The following is a 19,987-nucleotide window of genomic DNA, read 5'->3' as shown; positions in this document are numbered from 1 at the left end:
GGGCTTATAAAATATAAAATAACTAAATCAATAAATATAATGTGTATTTTTCATGAAATTATTTTATGTTTACAAACTATATATTTTATAAATATGTATAAAATTATTCATGTAATAATAAATACTGATTCGTATCACGATACAAAAAGTATATCTTGATTCTGAGGTCCATTTTAATGGTTAGCTAACATGGTTTGATGACAGAAATTTAACAGCCAATCACGTTTGACGGGATGTCAAATTCAGGGCCATTTGCGGCAACAGGCAAATTTCACGCTAAGTCTATTGCTCCAACTGCCGTCTTTTTTCGACAAGGAAATCAATGAAGGCGCGCAGTTTGGCTGGCATCTGGTCCCGAGACGGCACATAGATGTTGAAGCCATCGAAGGGTGGACACCAATCTTCCATCACTTTGATCAGGTTTCCGGAGGCCAGATATTGATGCAATGCAAAGTCGAGATGCATTATCAGGCCAACCCCCTGAAGCGCAGCGTTTAACAAGACATCGTCGTTATTGGTTGCAAATGTTCCAACAGGCTGGAACAGTCGCTCTTCACGTGATTTTGGATCGGTCAGCTCCCAACGGAAAATGGCCCCACTGCTTGATTGGCGAAAGCCCAAGCAATTATGGCGCGCCAGATCCTCAAACAGCTTCGGCGGAGGATTGGACGCGAAATAGGCTGGAGAACCGACGACAGCCAGAGAGACCGGTGGCGTGATCGGTACTGCAATCATCGTGTCGGTCACGCTCTCGCGCAGGCGAATACCCGCGTCGCAGCCTTCTCTGACGATATCACCCACCCCATCATCAATGAATATTTCGACGCGCACCTCTGGATACCGGCGAGTGAACTCTCCGAGATGTGGTTCTATGAAATGTTGCGAGACCACGCGTGGGGCATTCAGCCGGATCTCACCGCTTGGCTTCTCGCGCGCATCACCGACCGCCACGATAGCATGCGAGATCATAGCAAGGCCAGGCTCAACTTGTGATAGCAACTTTCTACCCTCATCGGTCAGCGACACAGAGCGCGTCGACCGATTGAGAAGACGGGCTCCGAGTTGCTGTTCCAGAGTCCGAATTGCCTGCGACAGACCCGAAGGAGAAATGCCGATCCGGCCTGCGGCACGGGTATAGCTTCCCTCACGTGCGACTTCGACAAAGGCGGCGATGGCGGGCAGAATATTACGATCCATGAACACTAATTATGAAATACAGCTTCAAAGTCATTGAAGTATGCCCCCGTTTCCTGACAACGTCTATAGCATTATATTGGTCTCATGAATAACGCGTACGGAGCAAAACATGACTAAAATTGTAATCCTCGGCGCAAGCGGACAGATCGCCCGTCATGTGATTGCTATGCTGGCGGATCGCGGCAACATTGAATTGACCCTGTTCTTACGTGATGCGGCGAAGTTGGACCGCGATGTTCCGGCTAATGCCCGCATTGTCGAGGGCAACGTTCTCGATGCCGTCAAGCTCAAAGAGGCCATTTCCGATCAGGATGTCGTCTATGCAAATCTGGCCGGTAACGTCGATGTTCAGGCGCAAGCCATTATTGCAGCCATGCACGACACCAGTGTTCGCAAGCTGATCTTCTGTACTACGCTCGGCATTTACGATGAAGTTCCTGGAAGATTCGGCAAATGGAACAACCGGGAGATTGGGAATTATCTCCCGCCTTATCGCGAAGCGGCTGATCTCATCGAGGCTTCTGGACTGGATTATGCCGTGCTGCGTCCAGCATGGCTGACCGATGCAAATGAAATCGACTATGAAACGAGCGAGCGCAATGAACCCTTCAAGGGCACCGAAGTTTCACGCAAGAGCGTCGCTGACCTTGTTGTGAAGCTGGTCGAAGTGCCGAATGCGCTCGGCAACCGCAACATTGGCATCAACAAGCCGAACACCGATGGCGACAAGCCCGCATTTATGTGAATGAGCCGACCTATCGGCCAGTGACAGTGTGCTCAACCTCGAAACCACAGGAGATTGCGTCATGGAAACCGTTAAGATCCGCAATTACGACATGTATTGGGATATCGCCGCTGATATCTACTTTCCGCCGAACTTTGATAAGTCAAAGAAATATCCGGCCATTATCAGTGCGCACCCGATTGGAAGCTGTAAGGAGCAGACCTCCGGCAATGTTTACGGCGCGGCGCTGGCTAAGGAAGGTTTTGTCGTCATCGCCTTTGACAGAAGCTTTCAAGGAGCAAGCGGTGGCGAGCCCCGATTCATTGAAGATCCGACGCTGACTGTCGAAGACTTTCGCCATGTCGTCGATTATCTCGTGACGCTCCCCTATGTCGATGAAGACCGTATCGGCGTTCTCGGCATCTGTGGAGGCGGCGGCTATTCGATCAACGCGGCCATGACCGAACGGCGCATCAAGGCGGTTGGCACGGTCACCGGCGTCAACTACGGACGACTGATGCGGGGCAACTTCACGGGCCTCAACCCGATCGGCGCACTGGAAGCGGCGGCCAGACAGCGGACTGTCGAGGCCCGCGGTGGAACTCTCCATGTCGACAATCTACTGGCCAATTCTGTCGATGAAGCGCGGGCAGCCGGTGTCACCGACCGAGACGCTTTGGAAGCGACGGATTATTATCGCACACCTCGCGGTCAGAAGCCAAACGGACTGAACCGTTCGCTTCTGTCACACCAGGCCGCAGCAGTCGGTTGGGACGCCTTCCATCTGGCAGAAGTGCTTCTGACCCAACCGCTATGCGTGGTCGTCGGCGATCAGGTTGGAGCTTTCGGCGCCTATCGTGATGGCTGTGAGATTGTTGAACGTGCGGTCTCGAAGAAGAAAGAGCTGGTGATCGTCGAAGGCTGGTCTCACTATGACCTCTACGACAAGCCGGAGCCGGTCGGACAAGCGCTCGCAAAGCTCATCCCGTTCTACAAAGAGAACCTCTGATCATTGAAGCTGGCTCAAGGGGTACGAGGTGTCCAGTGCGGCACCTCGACCAATGCCAAAAACCATTGGCCGAAACACCAGATTGTTAGACGGCTCTATTACATATGTGGAACGGCCCTGATTGCGAGGTACTTTTGCGTATGTGCTCCATGGGGCGGTGCAGTCATATGTCCGGCCTGTTAACGCAGCTTTATCGCTGCTGGCCGTGATAATATCCGCCATGCTGATCGCCTAATCAAATTTGCGCACTCAGAGGCACATTGCAACAGAACCATCTTCTCAGCTATCCGAAACCATTTTGTTCAAGCAAGTTCCAACGGTTCAGCGGGGCTGATCAGAGCGCATCGCAAAAACGCTATCGCAGAATGGAACACCGTCGCGCATAAGCTTGCTTAAAATCCACTCGCACACTTCAGCACGCGTCTACATTAAACAATGTGACAGCACGCATTTTCACACACATGCCGTCTTTTGATTCAGGCTCTTAGTATGTCGATGGACATAGGCTGTGCTTAAGTCCTTCTGTCTATGCCATTTACCCAATCGGACACGTGTAGGGCTTATCCAATTTATTGGAGTTATAAAAAAAAATTATTTGGTACATATAGGATAAAAACTTATTAATGCATTTTTATCGAAGATATACCATGGATATCTAAATTTATTAAATAACAATATAATGAATAATTTTTCGTTTCTATTTAGTATTATATATTATTATAGGGATTCTTCTATTGTACAGAATAAATTTGTTTTCAGATTATTTTTTAATAAAAAGAAATTACCATTCATCATATTGTTATATATTAGATGTAATTTACTCTATAATTATAATAATATTATTATCATTATTCTTTAATGGAAATGCTTATGCGGAGAAATTTGAAAAGAGCTTAAATCTCATGGTTGGAGTGCATGAAAATCGTGAGTTAAGTTTTCCTAACACACTCGGTGCATCCCCTCAATGGACTTGCAGTAATGGAGATAATATTCCTGGAATAAGGTATTATACAAATAATTATAGGACTTTATATGTTAATGGAACGCCAGAAAAGGAGGGTAAATATAATTTTACTTGTACGAATACCGGAGTTTTCGTGGACGACCATGTATATTACACCGTATTTGTCTTACCTCCCATTGCCATTGCGCCGGAAACGCTTCCGGCTGGCAAGGTCAATCTCGCCTATACCGAGACCACCTTATCCGCCAGTGGCGGCACGGCGCCTTACACCTTTGAGGCCAGCGGCCTGCCAGAGGGCTTGAGCCGCACCGGAGACAAGATCACAGGCATGCCCATAAAAGCAGGTAGCTTCGACGTGACCGTGACCGCGACCGACAGTGAAGGCTACAAGGGCGAGAAGACTTATACACTGGTTGTCGCGGAAGCATTACCAGTTGCGCAATCCCATTCAATGAGGGTGATGGCAGGTACCACGGCGTCCCTGGATCTGACGCAGGGAGCAACCGAAGGGCCTTTCACCGATGCACGAATTATAACCACGCCAGAACGGTCTGCAGGTCACACCTGGATCAAACGTGAAGGAAAAGCGTATTTCCTTTATTTCGCTGCTTCAGCAACGTTCTCCGGTGGCACGAAATTGACCTATTCGCTTGCAAACGCCCGTGGGGTGTCTGCCCCGGCAGATGTAACGATTGATGTGGTTGCACGTCCGGATCCATCCAAGGACGAGGAAGTCATTGGACTTGTGCGCGCACAGGTTGATACTGCGAACCAATTGGCCAAAACGCAATTGAAGAACTTCAATCAACGGCTGGAACAATTGCACAGTGAAGGTGAATGCCGCGCGAACTCTGTTGGAATCAATTTAAGCCTTGATGGCCAGCAATTGCATCCGGACTTAAATGTTCTCGGCAAATTGCGGAATGCTGGCTTGAACGACACTTGTTCGTCGTTTCAGCGTCGTTTTTCAGTGTGGACGAATGGCGCGCTGGTTTACGGTAAAAATGACGATGATAACGGCGCAAAGCAGAAGAATTCCGGCACTAGCATAAGCGGCGGCATCGATTATCGCTTTTCGCCGTCATTCACGGGCGGAATCGGCTTTGGATATGGGCGTGTCGTTACTGACATAGGAGAACGAGGCACACGAAACGACGGCGATATGTTCAGCACTGCGCTTTACGGCAGCTTCCGTCCGTACCAAAACATGTTTCTTGACGGGGTGCTGGGTTATGGCTGGCTGCAATTCGACAGCAATCGCTATGTTACCGCAACGGGTGAAACCGCAAGCGGCCAGCGTCTCGGCAAGCAAGTCTTCGGGTCCGTTACGTTGGGATACGAGCATCGCAATGACGCGTGGCTGCTCTCTCCTTACGCGCGTCTCGATGTGGCACATACAAGACTGGACGCGTTTGATGAAACAGGCGCAGGCATCTTCAATCTCGCATTCGACAAGCAGACCGTGGATCTCCTCTCTACAACGATCGGCATTCGTTCCGAATATTCTGTTCCAATGGATTGGGGGGTACTGAAACTGCGTGGACGCCTGGAATATTCGCACGATTTTGCTGGCGCCAGTCAGGCAAGAATAGGTTATGCGGATATCGGCGGCTTTATGCCTTATGCAATTGAAGTCGACGCATCATACCGTGACAGCTTCAAAACAGGGGCGGGAGTTGACAATCAGATTGGCAGAAACTGGTCCCTTGGCCTCGACTACAGCACCCAGATTGGAACGACCAACGGCGCACTACAGCATAGTTTCACATGGAAGCTGTCGCGGCAATTCAGTCCGGGCGAACCGTGATGGGTGAATAGGCCTATCACAACATTCGGCTCGATCGCTTTCGGTCACACTTCATCGCGTGCGCGCCATAGCTCCCAGGCAAAGCCTGTCTCGGCTTGTCGGTGTCGATCCCTCTTGCAGAAAGCGGACCGCTTTTGGCGGACAATGCCCTCACACGCCCGCCGCTGCAGGTCGGGCGTGTGAGGGAAGAGACGTTCGGTCGTCTCTCCCCGCAACAGCCAAACCCAGTATCCCCCGTATTTCCGCATTCCTTACAGCCAGCAAGACCGGCTTTCAATCATTTGTGCGGTATCGCCCGGGGCAGCTACGCACGCCTTTCGCGGCGCATAAGGGCATAAACCAGCAGAGCCGACACTATCGCCGTGATTGCCGAAACAGTGAGTGCCGCTGAAAAGCCCGTCGAGTATCCTTTCATGGCGATGATGGTCGCTGCATCGCGTGCGGAAGGCGCAATTCCAGAAAGCGCGGCTGGCAAATCACCCGCTACAATCGCCTCTGCAAAAGCGGGTGTGCAAGTCGGGTCCGCACAATCAATCTGAATAAGCGCACCTCGTACGACACTTGCAAGTATACCGCTCAACACTGCAAACCCTAAGAGAATTCCTGAGAACCGGGATGTGGTACTAATGCCCGATGCCATACCAGCTCTTTCCCTTGGAACCACCGACATAATTGCTTTTTGCGTTTCACCATTGAGAAGACCGCCGCCGCTGCCAAGAACCAGCATGCCGCACATCACAGTGGACCACGCTCCATCCCTGGCACCCCAGGCAGTCAATAAGCTTCCCATACCGACAATCAGAAGACCGAGTGAAAGGATTTCTCTGGAACCAAACCACTTGCTGAGAAGACGACCGACATTGGGGAAAATCAGCATTGCAATGGCGAATGGAAACATAGCAAAGCCCGCTTGCAAAGCTGTTCGCCCAAGACCGTTCTGAAGAAATAACGGCAGCATGGAAGCCATAACCTGAGCGCAGGCCGCATAGGCAAACATTGCCCATACTCCGCCGACAAAGCGCGGATTACGAAACAGGCTCAGGTCGAGCATCGGGCGGCTTTGGACGATCTCGACGATCACAAAAATGACAAGCGTCACACTACCCGCCGCAAATCCGCTCAGTGCAACGAAAGATAGCCATCCATGGGCCTGCCCATTGATCAGCCCCCACGTAATTCCAAACATCGCAGCAGAAAAAGTAATGAAACCAAAAGGGTCCAGCCGCCGAGCGTTAATGTCTCGTGATTCTTCGATCAGTCGCAGGGCGGCGAGTGCGAGCGCGATACAGATGGGCACATTGATGTAAAAAGCCCACCGCCATCCCAAGGCGTAGGCGATCAATCCGCCCAGAATTGGTGACAGAACCATCGTGAGGCCCATGATTGCGCCCCACATCGCCCAGGCGCGATTTCGTTCCTCTTCCCGGTGGAAGGTATGCCCGATAATGGCAAGTGCGGGTGCCAGCATAAAGGCCGCACTCATGCCCTGCGCCGCACGTGCCAGATAAAGCGCTGCTGCTGAAGGAGCAGCACCACATAGCCAAGAGGACAATGCAAATGCTCCAATGCCAATCAAAAAGACCAAACGGCGGCCAAAGCGATCAGCAATTGCTCCTGCAGGCAGAAGCAAGGACGCAAAACACAACACATAGGTACTGATGACCCATTCAACTTCGGCGAAAGACGCACCGAAATCACGCGCTATTGTTGGTAGGACCACAGCAACGACATTCGTATCCAACACTGTCATGGCGCAGCCGATAGAGGCGGTCAGAAGCGTGAGGGATGTATTCGCTTGTCGACGAGCAACTGCAATGTCCAAGGTCATTTTCTTAACGCGGCAACGCCGGCCTTCGCTATCTGTTCATCATGGTCCGATGTATCTGCCAAGACACCGATTGCGCCCACACCAGTTCCGTCAATTGTGGTAGGCACGGCTAAAACGATGCGTGATGACATTGGAAACGCTTTCTAAAATTTCTGTGTTACCTAAGCTGGTTTCATAATTTGTTTCATTCTTGCTGTTTTTTCTATTTATTAGGTAAAAGCTAATTATTGAGGGAACTACAAATGGAACTTCGGCACCTTCGTTATTTCATTACCGTCGCCGAAGAATTGCATTTTGCTCGCGCAGCTGAGCGTTTGAACATTGCTGCTCCGACCCTGACTGTCCAGATCCAGGAAATCGAACGCGTTCTTTCTGCGCGTTTATTCACGCGGACCAAGCGCTCAGTCATGCTGACATCAGCGGGCAAGGTTTTTCTTGATGAAGCTCGTCTCGTCCTAGATCAATACGCAAAGGCGGAAAGTGCTGGACGGCGAGCCGGACGGGGTGAAATAGGGCGGATTGAGATAGGTTACGTCGGGTCTGCTGCCTATGCTGGCGTCCTGCAAGAGCAAATCTCTCAGTTCACGGATCAATGGCCGGGTGTCGACATTCGCGCGCGCGAATATCCTATGGAGGACTTGCCAAAATTAATCGAAGAGGGGCAGCTCGATCTGGGTTTTGTGCGACTGCCAATGATTTATCCCTCCTCACTTCGATCACATACACTTCTCAAAGACGTATTTTGTATCGCTTTTTATTGCGGCCATCCCAAAGCGAAACAGGAAGCACCGTTGCCACCGCGTGAACTTGCAGGACTCAGATTTATAATGCCAGAACAAGAGCTTGGCACCTATGAAGTCGCCCGTCGGGGTCGCTTTCCGTTGGACGTTGTGGCAAAACCTGGCAGCCTTCTTTCTGTTCTCACACAGGTTTCACTCGGTGCAGGCGTGTCAGTCATTCCGAGTTCTGTAAGAAACGTTGTCAGGCTTCCCAATATTGAGTTTCGTTCCATAGCCGGAAAGCCGATTACCTCTGAAATTGCCGTTCTGTTTCGAGCGGAAGAGAGTGCACCATCAGCGCGAAACTTCATTCAACAGATCGTACAAACCCGGATCACAATGCTGAGTGGCGAAGGTCAGACGCAGTCGAGCTCGGATAATATGAGAAATTAATGAACCAGCTCGCGAAAATTGAGGCGAGCCTGGTTTGTTTGTCCGTGTACGAGTTCGACGTGAAAACACAAGAATTTGAGGGTAAGTCATAGAATTTTATGGCCATTCACTCGATAAACGCTTTAGGCTAAGCTTGTTTGAAGAGCGTATGCCTGTGAAACATCGAGGGGCGTTGAATGACTGCAGAAACCAAGTCAGTGCGTATCATACGGACGGTTATTGAAACACTTCGCCCGCAATTCAACGTCGAACTTTGGGACGGCACGCGAATAGGAAATTTCGAGGGTGCCTCGCTTGTAATCAATGATCCCACAATTGTTCGACAGCTCATACTCAAACCGAATTATGATTCATTGATCGATATCTGGGTATCCGGTCGGGTCGACATCAAAAATGGTACGATCTTCGATCTGGCAAACGCCAAAATAGATGGCAAACTCAAGGAAAGACTTAAAGAACTGCCAAAATGGCAGTTATTGAAGGATCTTCCAGCACTTGTGTTCGCGGGCAAATCTGCAGCGCGGGCCGCCGTCGATGGCAAAGCCCCTTTTGTCAGTGGATCGAACAAAGAAGCAATCACGCATCATTACGATGTGTCGAATGAATTCTATAAGCTGTTTCTCGATGAGCGCATGGTCTATACATGTGGCTATTTCACAAACTGGGAAAATGACATTGATCAGGCACAGACAGACAAACTTGAGCTGATTTGCCGAAAGCTCCGACTTCAACCTGGAGATCGTCTTCTGGATATCGGCTGTGGCTGGGGGGCCCTGCTGATTTATGCGGCACAGAATTTTGGTGTCACCGGCACGGGTGTTTCCCTGTCCGAAGCGCAGACAGCGCTTGCACGAGAGCGGATCAAAGCGGCGGGTCTTGAAGATAAGATCACGATCCACATCAAATCTTACACTGAGCTGGACGGCCAGTTTGATAAGATATCGTCGGTGGGAATGTTCGAACACGTAGGCATCGAAAATTACGATGGCTATTTCACTGCAGTGAACCGGCTTTTGCGTCCCGGCGGTCTTTATATGCATCACGCGATCACCCGTCGCATGAAGAAAAGCAAGAAAGCCTTTAATCGTAAAAGTGCCGAACATCTCGCATTGGTGAAGTATATTTTCCCAGGCGGAGAATTGGATCATCTCGGCATGACCGTTGAAAATCTCGAAGGTCACGGCTTTGAAGTTCATGATGTAGAGAATCTGCGCGAACATTATGGCCGGACGTGCCGTTTATGGTGTGAACGGCTCTATGCAAATTTCGACAAGGCCATCGAGGAAATTGGCTATCCAAAGGCACGCCTTTGGGTGCTTTATCTGGCGGGCTGTGCATTGGCGTTTGAACGAGGGACAGTTCAAATCAATCAGACCCTGGCCTCAAAACGTAGGCGCGGGATCTCAGCAGTGCCGCAAACGCGCGCCGATATTTACACCGACTTCGGCAGGCACTGAAAACAAAAAATGCCTCTTTGAACGATCCTATCTAGGGGCAAGAAATTAGTGCACCGGCCCAATTGAAAAGGATCGGCGCGCTATTCATTTGCCTGAGCACTTCCTGGTTCTAAAACCGTTTAGTTCTGCTGCATCACATTGCGCCAGAGGTCGACGCTACCCTCGCCAGCATGGCTATCGATTTCCTTAAGCTCTTCTTTGCTGAAACTCAGGTTTTTGAGTGCATCGAGGGAATCATCAAGCTGCTCAACTGTGCGTGCACCGATGAGCGCAGACGTTATACGAGGGTCGCGCAAGACCCAGGCGATCGCCATCTGAGCCAGTGACTGGCCACGCTTCTTTGCAATCGCATCAAGCGCACGAACGCGTGCAAGGTTATCTTCACTAAGCAGTCGCTCGTTGAAAGAGCCACCTCTGGCAACACGCGCGTCTTTTGGTACGTCGCCAAGATATTTCGAGGTCAGAAGCCCCTGCGCCAGTGGTGAGAACGCAATACAACCCGCGCCTAACGCATCCAGTGTTCCAAGAAGTTCTTCCTCAATCCAGCGATTGAGCATCGAATAGGATGGCTGATGGATCAATAGCGGGATGCCTTCGGCCCGCAAAAGAGCTTCAGTTTCACGCGTACGTTCCGGATTGTAAGAAGAAACACCAATATAAAGCGCTTTGCCCTGGCGAACCATCTGAACAAGGGCGCCAACAGTTTCCTCAAGTGGCACGTCGTTGGTTGGGCGATGCGAATAGAAAATATCAACATAATCCAGCCCCATGCGCCGAAGGCTCTGATCAAGGGAAGCCAGCACATGCTTGCGAGAACCACCCCGACCATAAGGCCCGGACCACATATCCCAACCGGCTTTCGTAGAAATTACCAGTTCGTCGCGGTGATCGCGGAAATCTTTCTTCAGAACGTTGCCGAAGTTCTCTTCTGCTGATCCATATGGAGGGCCATAATTATTGGCGAGGTCAAAATGCGTAACACCGCGATCAAAAGCCCGGCGAATAATGGCGCGGCCTGTTTCAAATACATCAGCGCCTCCAAAATTCTGCCACAGACCAAGTGAGATCGGCGGCAACCTCAGGCCCGAACGGCCAGTGCGGCGATAGTCGACACCTTCATATCGGTCTGCATTGGGAATATACATGTCGTCTCCATACGAATTCATATGCGCTTGCTTGCCCATCTTCCATCAGCATAAGTACGGGGCGCTGATGGTTGAATCAATCATGGTCAATTCAATGGATCATTTAGTTTATCTCAACGATCAATCGGGCGTAATTCCCGAATTGTTTTGATCAACATCTGAAGGCCATAGGGCAACTGGCGGCGGCTGGAATAATAGAAGGCCAGTGGAGGACCAAGAGAGGCCCATTCGGGCAGAATTATTTGTAGCTGTGCCGTTTTCACATATGGTTCAACCAGTTTTTCCAGACAATACGCAATGCCGGTCCCGGACAGAGCAGCAGCCATAGAGACATCTGTTGAACCGGAAATCAGCGAGCCAGGAACATCAATCTGTAAACTCTCGTCCCCGCGATCAAATTCCCAGTGAAAAATCTGACCTCGCCCCGTTCTTATCCTGATGCAGTTGTGGCTCATTAGCTCAGCCGGATGTTTGGGATGTCCAGCACGCGTCAGATAGGCTGGGGAGGCCACCGCAACCCAATTTAACGGTTCACTGATCGCAACCGCGATCATATCCTCGGGGATAGAGCCAGCATATCTGAGCCCAGCATCAAAACCTTCCGCTGTAACATCAAGAAAGTTATCATCAGCGGCAATTTCCAGCTCAATGTTTGGATAACGTTCACGGAAAACGGGCAAGACAGATTGAAGCAACAGCGGAACAGCGTCCTTGAGCACGTTAATGCGCACGCTCCCCGCGATGCCACTGAATTGTCCCTGCAGTTCTTCGATACCGCCGTTAATAATATCAAGGCCGGCGGCAACTTTATCGGCCAATACCGCACCTGCCGCAGTCGGAGCAACGCTCCGACTGGTCCGGTTAAGCAATCTTACTCCAAGACGCGCTTCAAGCGCCTTCATTCGATGACTAAGTGCAGATACGGATAAATCCAGTTGATCGGCAGCTTTTCGGAAACTCCGATATCTCACAATCAGCAGAAATACCGAGAGATCAGAAAGATCGTTCCTGTTTGTGACCATCTGCAAGCACCATACCTTTCACTTTCCCATTGAAGGATTAGACTGGTTTTTGAAGAAAGTCGCATGTCAGGCTCCAAATTCTTCAATGCAGCGTCGTGCAAGCTCGTTGGGTGCTCCACCGTCACGCTGGGTCGCAAGAAAATCTGCACGTGCCTTGGATTATCGACGAAAGAGTACTTGAGAAAGCAGAACCACTCACGCCTTTATACCAACGAGGTAAACAGGCATATTGAAGTAAAGCAGAAGTTCAGTTGACGCTTCGGAGTGGTTGTGTGACTAATCACGTGAGTTTCGTGTGGCAATAATATTGAGCTTGAATATGTTCGATTACTGTATTGTTGGGGGTGGAATAGTTGGCCTGGCAACCGCTCTGGCAATCACCGGGAGTGAACCAAACGCACGCATTCTCCTCCTTGAAAAAGAGCTCTCTCTCGCCTCTCACCAAACCGGGCACAATAGTGGTGTCATTCATGCGGGCATTTATTATCAGCCCGGTAGCCTGAAGGCTGAACTTTGTCGGGCCGGGGAACGAGCAACAAAACAATTTTGCGAGGCCCATGATATCCCGTATCGAACACCGGGCAAGTTGGTCGTGGCGACCAATGACATTGAGCTGCAACGCCTCAATGGGCTTGAGGCAAATGCCGGAGCCAACAAAATAAATTGTCGGATGCTCAGTCAATCCGAACTAATCGAAATGGAGCCGGCCGTCACCGGGCTAAAAGCTCTTTTGGTTGAACAAAGCGGCATCGTTGATTATCGGGCTGTTTCCAGAGCAATGGGCGAACTGATTAAAGCGCGCGGCGCTACAATCATTTTGGGCACAGATGTCAGTTTTGTAGAAGAACGCAGCGATTGCATACGTGTTCATACCAACAAAGGTGTCTGGGAAAGCCGATACATCGTTGCCTGCGCCGGGCTTCAGGCCGATCGCCTGGCGCAGCGTTCTGGTTTGAAAATCGACTTTCAAATTGTACCGTTTCGGGGTGAATACTATGCGCTCAAACCGGAGCTGAATAATTTGGTCGAACGGATGATTTATCCAGTGCCTGATCCGTCAATGCCGTTTCTTGGAATCCATCTCACTCCAATGATGGACGGGAGCCTGACCGTGGGACCAAACGCCGTCCTCGGGCTTTCACGGGAAGGCTATGCGAAATTTTCGGCCAGTTTAAATGACATCATGACTTACACGCGCTTCCCCGGATTTTGGAAAGTCATCTCGCAAAATCTGCGGTCCGGCATTCAGGAAGTGAAGGATAGCGTCTTTAAATCAAGCTATCTTGATAAATGTCGAAAATATTGCCCTGCACTTCAAGCCAATGACCTGCTTCCTTACCGAGCAGGTATAAGAGCGCAGGCGGTGTCCAATTCAGGGCATCTCATTCACGACTTCAAATTTTTGCAAACGAAACGCAGCTTGCATGTGTGCAATGCGCCTTCACCGGCCGCCACATCAGCCATCCCCATTGGAGAACTGATCTTTAAGCGATTGAAGACTGCGTAGCCTGTCACGATCATTCGTGTTCCATCAAAGCCCGACCGCATGGCAAAACTCATGCTCAATCTCATTGATCTTAAAAGATTTTGACCTTTGGCGCATAGAATGCTTCCGCATATGCTTCAGGGGCGCGGCATTCCATCCCACGCAAACGCGCAATTCCGCGAAAAGTTTCCCGATCAAACCAGTCTTTGGATCGTTGAGTGCCAAAGTTTTTTATCAGCAGCTCAACCTTCTTTTCCAGTACCGCTGCTGACAATGCAACATAAGCATTTGGTCGCCCCAAATCGCCGTCCCATTTGGGAATTTCATACTCCAGAATTAATTGGTCACGGAAAATATTCCATGTGAGCTCACGGACCATGCGGTGATCCTGATGAGCATCCCCATGGCTATGTGTAAAAACAAGATCCGGCTGGTTTGTGCTGCGCAACCCTATCAACCATTCTTTGATGGCTCTGCTTTGAGCAGGAAAGTAACTGTCTTCAAAATCCTTCAAGTGAATTCTTTTTCTTTGTACCCCAACAAGAAAATCATCCGCTGAAGCTTCCGCTTCTGCGCGCCGATCTCCTCCTCCCGACAAAACGCACCAGTCTACCTCTAAAGGGATTCCCATCTCGATCAAGTTAAGGAGCGTTCCTCCGCATCCAATCTCGATATCGTCTGAATGCGCGCCCAAACAAAGCAGTCTGAGCGGTCTGCCAAGTTGCGTCAGGGAACACAGATCAATCATAATGCGATCGCGATGTTGGCTGCCCTAATTTCTGTCTTGTGCTTTTTCCAAGGCATGTCCCCTTTCTCGACCATATCTTCGAGAGTCTGCCAATCTCGTAGCGTGTCCATCGAACGCCAGAAACCCTCATATTTATAGGCCATAAGCTGATTATCGGCGATCAGGCGGCTGAACGGCTCCAACACAAGTTCCTCACCCTCGCGCATGTAATCAAAGATCTCTTTGCGGAAAAGGAAATAACCGCCATTTATCCAGATATCAGACGTGTTGGAAGTTCTAAAAGCGCGGACATCGCCACCTTCTGCAATGTCGGCAAGATGGTATGTCAACGGCGGGCGGACAGCCAGAAAACATGCCAGTTTACCACTCTTTCGAAAACGATCGGTCATATCGTCGAGGTCGACATCACTGAGGCCGTCGCTATAGTTTGCGAGGAACATATCCTCGCCTTCGACATGTGATCGTGCACTCCACAATCTTTCACCGATGTTGCGCCAGATACCCGTATCGAGCAAAGTCACGCTCCAGTCGCGATCGACCTCTTCGAGCAAGCGAACATTACGCCCACCATCGGAAACCACACAATCCGCAAATGTTTGCGGCCGTATGTTAAGGAAAAAGTCTTTGACCACATTTGCCTTGTATCCGAGGCACAAAACAAAGTCGTTATGACCGTAGTCGGAATAATACTCCATGACATGATGGAGGATCGGCTGGTGACCAAGCGGGATCATCGGCTTGGGAACACTTTCTGAGTATTCCCTTATTCGCGTACCAAGGCCACCGCAGAAAAGAACGACCTTCATAATCTAGCGCTCCTCTGTGAGTAATGCTGGATCGATCAATGTGACATGCGGGATGGGTATGATGAACTTTCCACCCCATTCGACCACGTGCTGCATCTGACGAATAATCTCATCCTTGAAGTTCCAGGGCAGGATCAGAATGTAATCAGGCTTATAGCTATCAATCATTGAGGTATCATAGATTGGAATATGCATACCGGGAGTGAAACGACCGTGTTTGTACGGGTTGCGATCAACTGTGAAATCCAGAAAATCAGTTCCTATTCCACAGTAGTTAAGGAGCGTATTGCCCTTCCCAGGCGCTCCGTAACCACAGATACGTTTACCCGCATTTTTTGCAGCGATCAGAAACGACAGCAGATCCCGTTTTGTACGACGTGTTTTTTCCGAGAATTGTTCATATGTGGAAATTTCATTGAGACCGAATGTCTGTTCGCGTTTCAAAAGTGCTGCAACGCGTGGTCCCGCCTTTCGTTTGCTGGCATTATGAGCGAGATAAACACGGAGTGAACCGCCGTGCGTCGGCACCTCTTCAACGTCAATTACCTTGAGATGGTGACGATGGGCCATATAGCGGATCGTCAGAAGTGAAAAATACGAGAAGTGTTCGTGATATATGGTATCGAACTGGTTTTGTTCGATCAGATTGGCGAGATGTGGGAACTCAAGCGTAATAACACCTTCGGGCTTTAGCAGAAGCTGCATACCCCGAACAAAATCATTGAGGTCTGGCACCTGTGCCAGAACATTATTTCCGATGATGAGATCAGCCTTTCCGCCTTCCCCAACCATTTGCGCTGCAAGAGCCGAGCCAAAGAAGTCAATACGGGTGGGCACGCCTTTGGAAATCGCGGCTTTGGCTACATTGGCAGCGGGTTCAATGCCCAGAATTGGAATACCCTTGGGTAGAAAATGCTGAAGCAGATAGCCGTCGTTACTTGCAATCTCAACAACGAAGCTATTTCCATTGAGGCCCAGTTTTTCAGTAATTTCATCACAATAGATCCGGGCATGATTGACCCAGCTTGTAGCGTAAGAAGAAAAATAGGCATATTCGGTGAAAATATCGGCAGGACTGAAATATTCTTTTAGCTGAACCAAATAACAATGGTCGCACACAAAAGCATATAGCGGATAATACGGCTCCATGTGATCAAGTTGTTCCACAGTGAGAAAACTCTCACAAGGCGGAGACATGCCTAGGTCCACAAATGTGTGTTTGAGAAGTGTCCCGCACAAACGGCAACCTGCCTGCTCTCGAGCCATGCCTGCACTCCGCGATATGCCCGGCGTTTGGATGGTCATACGATATACCTCGCCCTGCTCGGTCCCTTACGGGTATGTGGGTTTGAATTCCGCTCAATGCCGGATGATCAAAATTACTAAGTTTGATCAGTATTTCCGAGACTGTAATGAGGGGCGAGCCATACATACCATTGAGCGCCCCCACCATCCGTCAATTGATCCCGGACAATCCCCCTAACCTCACCCAATGTCGATGATGGGGTACATCACTACGCCTTTTAGGTAGCTGGACCTTAATCTTAGGGCCGGTCCGCTGCCCCGAAAACGATACTATTCCCCAAACATGGAACTGTCAGAATGGCCATATGCAGTGATATGAGGCGCGTGATGCGATTTACCCCGCTTAATATAGACGGTGCATGGTCCGTTGAACCAGAGAAGCTCGAAGATGAGCGGGGGTGGTTCACGCGCGTCTATTGCGAGAGCGCATTTGCCGAACGGGAAATGGAAACAGATTTCCCACAACACAGTCTCTCTTTCTCCCGGGAAAAAGGAACTTTACGCGGCCTGCACTATCAAAATGAACCACACTCTGAGACCAAGCTTGTGACATGTTTACAAGGTGTAATCTGGGATGTTCTTGTCGATTTGCGACCGAATTCACCTACCTATCGACGTTGGGCCGGATTGGAGTTATCGTCGGAAAATGGCGTACAGCTCTACATTCCTGAAGGTTGTGCCCATGGCTTTCAAACGCTCACAGACGATGTGCTGCTTCGCTACATGATATCTCGTCCCTACGCACCTGATTTCGCAACAGGATTACGACATGATGACCCAGCTCTAGGGATTCCATGGCCCGATAAGCCAAGTGTCATATCGGAAAAAGACAGAAACTGGCCTCTCCTCTAACCGCCAAATTTGATTCAAACATTTTGAACTTAAATTGCCGTCAATAGACCGGCATCACGAAGCCGTTCTGCAGCATCGGCTAATTGTGCAAATGGCAACCCGGAACGTTCAGCCATATCAAGGATCGAATGATCGCCGTCGGCCAGATTGAGCACCCATAACATAGCCATCGCATTCTTAGCCGCATTTCGATCCCCTCCGGTATTACCGTAAAGGCCTCGACGACCAAGTTGCGGCTCACCCTTTGGTGACATATTGAGCGGCGTCCAGTTACGCTCTGCAACCTCAATCGCTTGAATAATAAGATTATAAGACTGCTCCAGATATTCGGGTTTGATGAAATCAAGATTGTCGGCTGAGGTATGATATTCAGGAAACTCCCCATAAAGACTGCGCTGAAACAAACCAACCGGCAGATTGAAACCCGGAGAACAAAACTGACGCTCGTCATATCCGTATGGCCAGAAATCATGCAGTTTTGCTTCAGGAAGTTCAGAACCTTCCAAAACTTGCGTCATGATGCGATCGATTTCCGAATTGCCACTGCGGCTGCGCTTATAGTTGGGGCCGCCGCCGTCGCCAACGCACGACAATACGATGCCATGCTTCACAAGGTCCAGATTCTCATCGTTCTGTTTGAGCCAAGCAAGCGCCCCGAAAGTCGCAGGGCCGAATAAAAGCCGGTATGTGAAACGTGTCTTTCGCGACTTCAATGCTTCACCCAAGCGGGTAAGCAGCGCTATTCCTGAACAGTTATCGTTGGCAAGGGAAGGATGGCAAAGATGAGTTGAAAGCAAGAAGGTTTCTTCGGATTCGCCTTGATGGATGAATTCACCAAAAATGAGAGAACCGTCGCGCCGTTCTGCATCAATCACCACCTCATAGGTCGGTTCCTTCATCTGCATAAGCGCATTATGCGTCATGCAGAAACCCCAAGCTTCCGTATGATAACAGGTGCGGTAGGGGATTAGATCGGGCTGATCAGGCAGTGTGTGTATGTGTTCTTTTAGTTCGTTGAGCGTAAGCTTCTTGCGCACCGGCGTACTGAAATTGACTACGTGCAGATTGTGCTCTGCAAAGTCTACAACGCGCCGACCGGCAGAATCCATAATGTAGGCGTCCCGGATCACCCACTCCTGCGGTGCCTGCCAATCGAAAAGTTGCGTACCAGTTGGAATTCTATGAATTTTTAAAGGCAAATGCTCACCGACGATGGCGAGCGTTTCGCGCACGCCATCACCAGTGAGACTACGGCAAATTGGGAAGAGCCGTGAAGCGAGATCATAAATGCTCCTTCCAGAGGAAGAATGCACCTGAGAATCTTCAATTTGCGGGCTGCCCAACCTGTTGTCCATTATGCAGTTGCCAGAAGCGGTTGCGGCTGTTCATCTACCCGACGCAGATTGGCATCCAGCACACCTTGGGCAATTAGCTTGCGAATATGGGCAATACGCTGAAACCGCGGCCCCTCGAATTCCTCCAATGTCAATGAAGACCGACTATACGCAGCCAGAAGCTCCTGTGCCCCTGCGACCGCATCCCATTGCGGCTTGGCCTCCGGCAAAACGCGCGCCAGTTTTTCAAAGCTAACCCGGTACGAACGCGTATCGGGGCCTGCATCGTCTGCATACTCGATCCGACAATCAGGAACATTGTCTGCAACAATGCCAGCGATATCGCGGATGCGGTAATTATGTTCTGTCGAACCCACATTGAAAGATTCATTGAAGACCTTTTCACGCGGTGCTTCCATTGCCGCATTAAACGCACGCGAGATATCGCGAATATGCACAATCGGCCGCCAAGGTGTACCGTCGGATTTAAGGTAGATAAGCCCCTTGGTAACTGCCCAGGCAACCAGATTGTTCAGCACAATGTCGAAACGCAGGAACGGCGAAACGCCGTAGGCGGTCGCCGGTCGCAGATATACCGGGCAAAAACTGGCATCTGCCAATGCTCGTATCTCTTGCTCGGCCCTGACTTTGGAGCGTCCGTAAGCAGTGACGGGTTTAAGCTCTCCGGTTTCATCAATTAAATCTGCGTCACTGATGCCGTAATTGCTGCACGATGATGCAAATAAGAACCTGGCAACACCAGCTGATTTTGCCGCTTTCGCCATAGCCACACTGGCATGATGGTTGATCTCATAGGTAAGCTCTTCATTGAGATTGCCAAGCGGATCATTGGACAGCGCCGCCAGATGAATAACAGCATCGAAACCCTCCAGATCGCGTGGAGACACATCACGCACATCCTTGCGGATCGTCGGCACATTGATAATCGTGCCGCCTTCTTCGAAATGACAATGCTGATATAGGCCAACGTCATAGCCTGAAACATCATGCCCCAAATTAACCAGTGTCGGCACCATCACCGATCCAATATAGCCCTGATGCCCTGTAACAAGTACCTTCATGTCCGGTTCCTCAGCTGAATGATGGTTTCAAGGTAACGGGCCTCATCGG

Annotated in this window: 16 protein-coding genes; 7 read left to right on the top strand and 9 right to left on the bottom strand. The window is 50.1% G+C overall.

The annotated features are described in order from the left end of the window. Window positions 1-282: 282 nt before the first annotated feature. Window positions 283-1,197 carry a LysR family transcriptional regulator gene (locus CEV33_RS20170; RefSeq protein WP_094542181.1) on the bottom strand — a complete coding sequence of 305 codons (915 nt, stop codon included), beginning with the start codon at window positions 1,195-1,197 and terminating at the stop codon, window positions 283-285. A 109-nt stretch (window positions 1,198-1,306) separates the two neighbouring features. Here CEV33_RS20170 and CEV33_RS20165 point away from each other — a divergent pair, with 109 nt between their 5' ends. The 3 genes from CEV33_RS20165 to CEV33_RS20155 all read left to right on the top strand — a co-directional run bounded on the left by CEV33_RS20165 (window position 1,307) and on the right by CEV33_RS20155 (window position 5,701). Next, window positions 1,307-1,942, top strand: a complete 636-nt coding sequence (locus CEV33_RS20165) for an SDR family oxidoreductase (RefSeq protein WP_094542180.1) — start codon at window positions 1,307-1,309, stop codon at window positions 1,940-1,942. 61 nt (window positions 1,943-2,003) lie between these two features. Then, on the top strand, window positions 2,004-2,930 hold the full coding sequence (locus tag CEV33_RS20160) for an alpha/beta hydrolase (RefSeq protein ID WP_094542179.1): 927 nt from the start codon (window positions 2,004-2,006) through the stop codon (window positions 2,928-2,930). A gap of 1,097 nt (window positions 2,931-4,027) precedes the next feature. Continuing rightward, window positions 4,028-5,701: an autotransporter domain-containing protein gene (locus tag CEV33_RS20155; RefSeq protein ID WP_167388194.1), complete on the top strand. Its 1,674-nt coding sequence runs from the start codon at window positions 4,028-4,030 to the stop codon at window positions 5,699-5,701. Window positions 5,702-6,005: 304 nt separating this feature from the next. On the opposite strand, the gene CEV33_RS20150 is transcribed toward CEV33_RS20155, so the two are convergent. Then, a complete protein-coding gene (locus CEV33_RS20150; protein WP_374817287.1) occupies window positions 6,006-7,523 on the bottom strand; it encodes an MFS transporter in 1,518 nt (505 codons plus the stop codon). Window positions 7,524-7,771: 248 nt separating this feature from the next. Between CEV33_RS20150 and CEV33_RS20140 the strand changes: the two genes are divergently transcribed. Both CEV33_RS20140 and CEV33_RS20135 read left to right on the top strand, forming a co-directional pair. Beyond that, the gene (locus tag CEV33_RS20140) at window positions 7,772-8,701 is read left to right on the top strand and encodes a LysR family transcriptional regulator (protein ID WP_094542176.1); all 930 of its coding nucleotides are present in this window, start codon (window positions 7,772-7,774) and stop codon (window positions 8,699-8,701) included. A gap of 176 nt (window positions 8,702-8,877) precedes the next feature. Continuing rightward, complete coding sequence (locus CEV33_RS20135; RefSeq protein ID WP_094542175.1) at window positions 8,878-10,158, top strand: SAM-dependent methyltransferase; 1,281 nt, start codon at window positions 8,878-8,880, stop codon at window positions 10,156-10,158. A 119-nt stretch (window positions 10,159-10,277) separates the two neighbouring features. Here CEV33_RS20135 and mgrA read toward each other — a convergent pair whose 3' ends face one another. Together mgrA and CEV33_RS20125 are read right to left on the bottom strand one after the other, a co-directional pair. Next, window positions 10,278-11,303: an L-glyceraldehyde 3-phosphate reductase gene (gene mgrA / locus CEV33_RS20130; protein ID WP_094542174.1), complete on the bottom strand. Its 1,026-nt coding sequence runs from the start codon at window positions 11,301-11,303 to the stop codon at window positions 10,278-10,280. A gap of 113 nt (window positions 11,304-11,416) precedes the next feature. Continuing rightward, a complete protein-coding gene (locus CEV33_RS20125) occupies window positions 11,417-12,325 on the bottom strand; it encodes a LysR family transcriptional regulator (RefSeq protein WP_094542173.1) in 909 nt (302 codons plus the stop codon). A 319-nt stretch (window positions 12,326-12,644) separates the two neighbouring features. Here CEV33_RS20125 and lhgO point away from each other — a divergent pair, with 319 nt between their 5' ends. Continuing rightward, the gene (gene lhgO / locus CEV33_RS20120) at window positions 12,645-13,832 is read left to right on the top strand and encodes an L-2-hydroxyglutarate oxidase (protein WP_094542172.1); all 1,188 of its coding nucleotides are present in this window, start codon (window positions 12,645-12,647) and stop codon (window positions 13,830-13,832) included. Between the two features lie 70 nt (window positions 13,833-13,902). On the opposite strand, the gene CEV33_RS20115 is transcribed toward lhgO, so the two are convergent. The 3 genes from CEV33_RS20115 to CEV33_RS20105 are packed head-to-tail and all read right to left on the bottom strand — an operon-like array spanning window position 13,903 to window position 16,670. Next, window positions 13,903-14,559, bottom strand: a complete 657-nt coding sequence (locus CEV33_RS20115) for a PIG-L deacetylase family protein (RefSeq protein WP_094542171.1) — start codon at window positions 14,557-14,559, stop codon at window positions 13,903-13,905. Next, window positions 14,556-15,365: a sugar phosphate nucleotidyltransferase gene (locus CEV33_RS20110; RefSeq protein WP_094542170.1), complete on the bottom strand. Its 810-nt coding sequence runs from the start codon at window positions 15,363-15,365 to the stop codon at window positions 14,556-14,558. Before CEV33_RS20110 ends, CEV33_RS20115 begins: the two co-directional genes overlap by 4 nt. A gap of 3 nt (window positions 15,366-15,368) precedes the next feature. Next, the gene (locus CEV33_RS20105; protein ID WP_094542169.1) at window positions 15,369-16,670 is read right to left on the bottom strand and encodes a class I SAM-dependent methyltransferase; all 1,302 of its coding nucleotides are present in this window, start codon (window positions 16,668-16,670) and stop codon (window positions 15,369-15,371) included. A gap of 327 nt (window positions 16,671-16,997) precedes the next feature. Here CEV33_RS20105 and rfbC point away from each other — a divergent pair, with 327 nt between their 5' ends. Continuing rightward, window positions 16,998-17,522 (top strand): dTDP-4-dehydrorhamnose 3,5-epimerase, encoded by a 525-nt coding sequence (rfbC, locus tag CEV33_RS20100; protein ID WP_094542236.1) that lies wholly within the window; start codon window positions 16,998-17,000, stop codon window positions 17,520-17,522. 29 nt (window positions 17,523-17,551) lie between these two features. On the opposite strand, the gene CEV33_RS20095 is transcribed toward rfbC, so the two are convergent. Together CEV33_RS20095 and CEV33_RS20090 are read right to left on the bottom strand one after the other, a co-directional pair. After that, a complete protein-coding gene (locus tag CEV33_RS20095; RefSeq protein ID WP_094542168.1) occupies window positions 17,552-18,877 on the bottom strand; it encodes a DUF4910 domain-containing protein in 1,326 nt (441 codons plus the stop codon). Next, a complete protein-coding gene (locus tag CEV33_RS20090) occupies window positions 18,877-19,938 on the bottom strand; it encodes an NAD-dependent epimerase/dehydratase family protein (RefSeq protein WP_094542167.1) in 1,062 nt (353 codons plus the stop codon). The genes CEV33_RS20095 and CEV33_RS20090 overlap by 1 nt, the downstream gene beginning before the upstream one ends. Window positions 19,939-19,987 lie beyond the last annotated feature (49 nt).

The sequence above is a fragment of the Brucella grignonensis genome (assembly GCF_002252505.1).
GTDB lineage: Bacteria > Pseudomonadota > Alphaproteobacteria > Rhizobiales > Rhizobiaceae > Brucella > Brucella grignonensis.
This window is presented reverse-complemented; position numbering and strand designations above follow the sequence as displayed.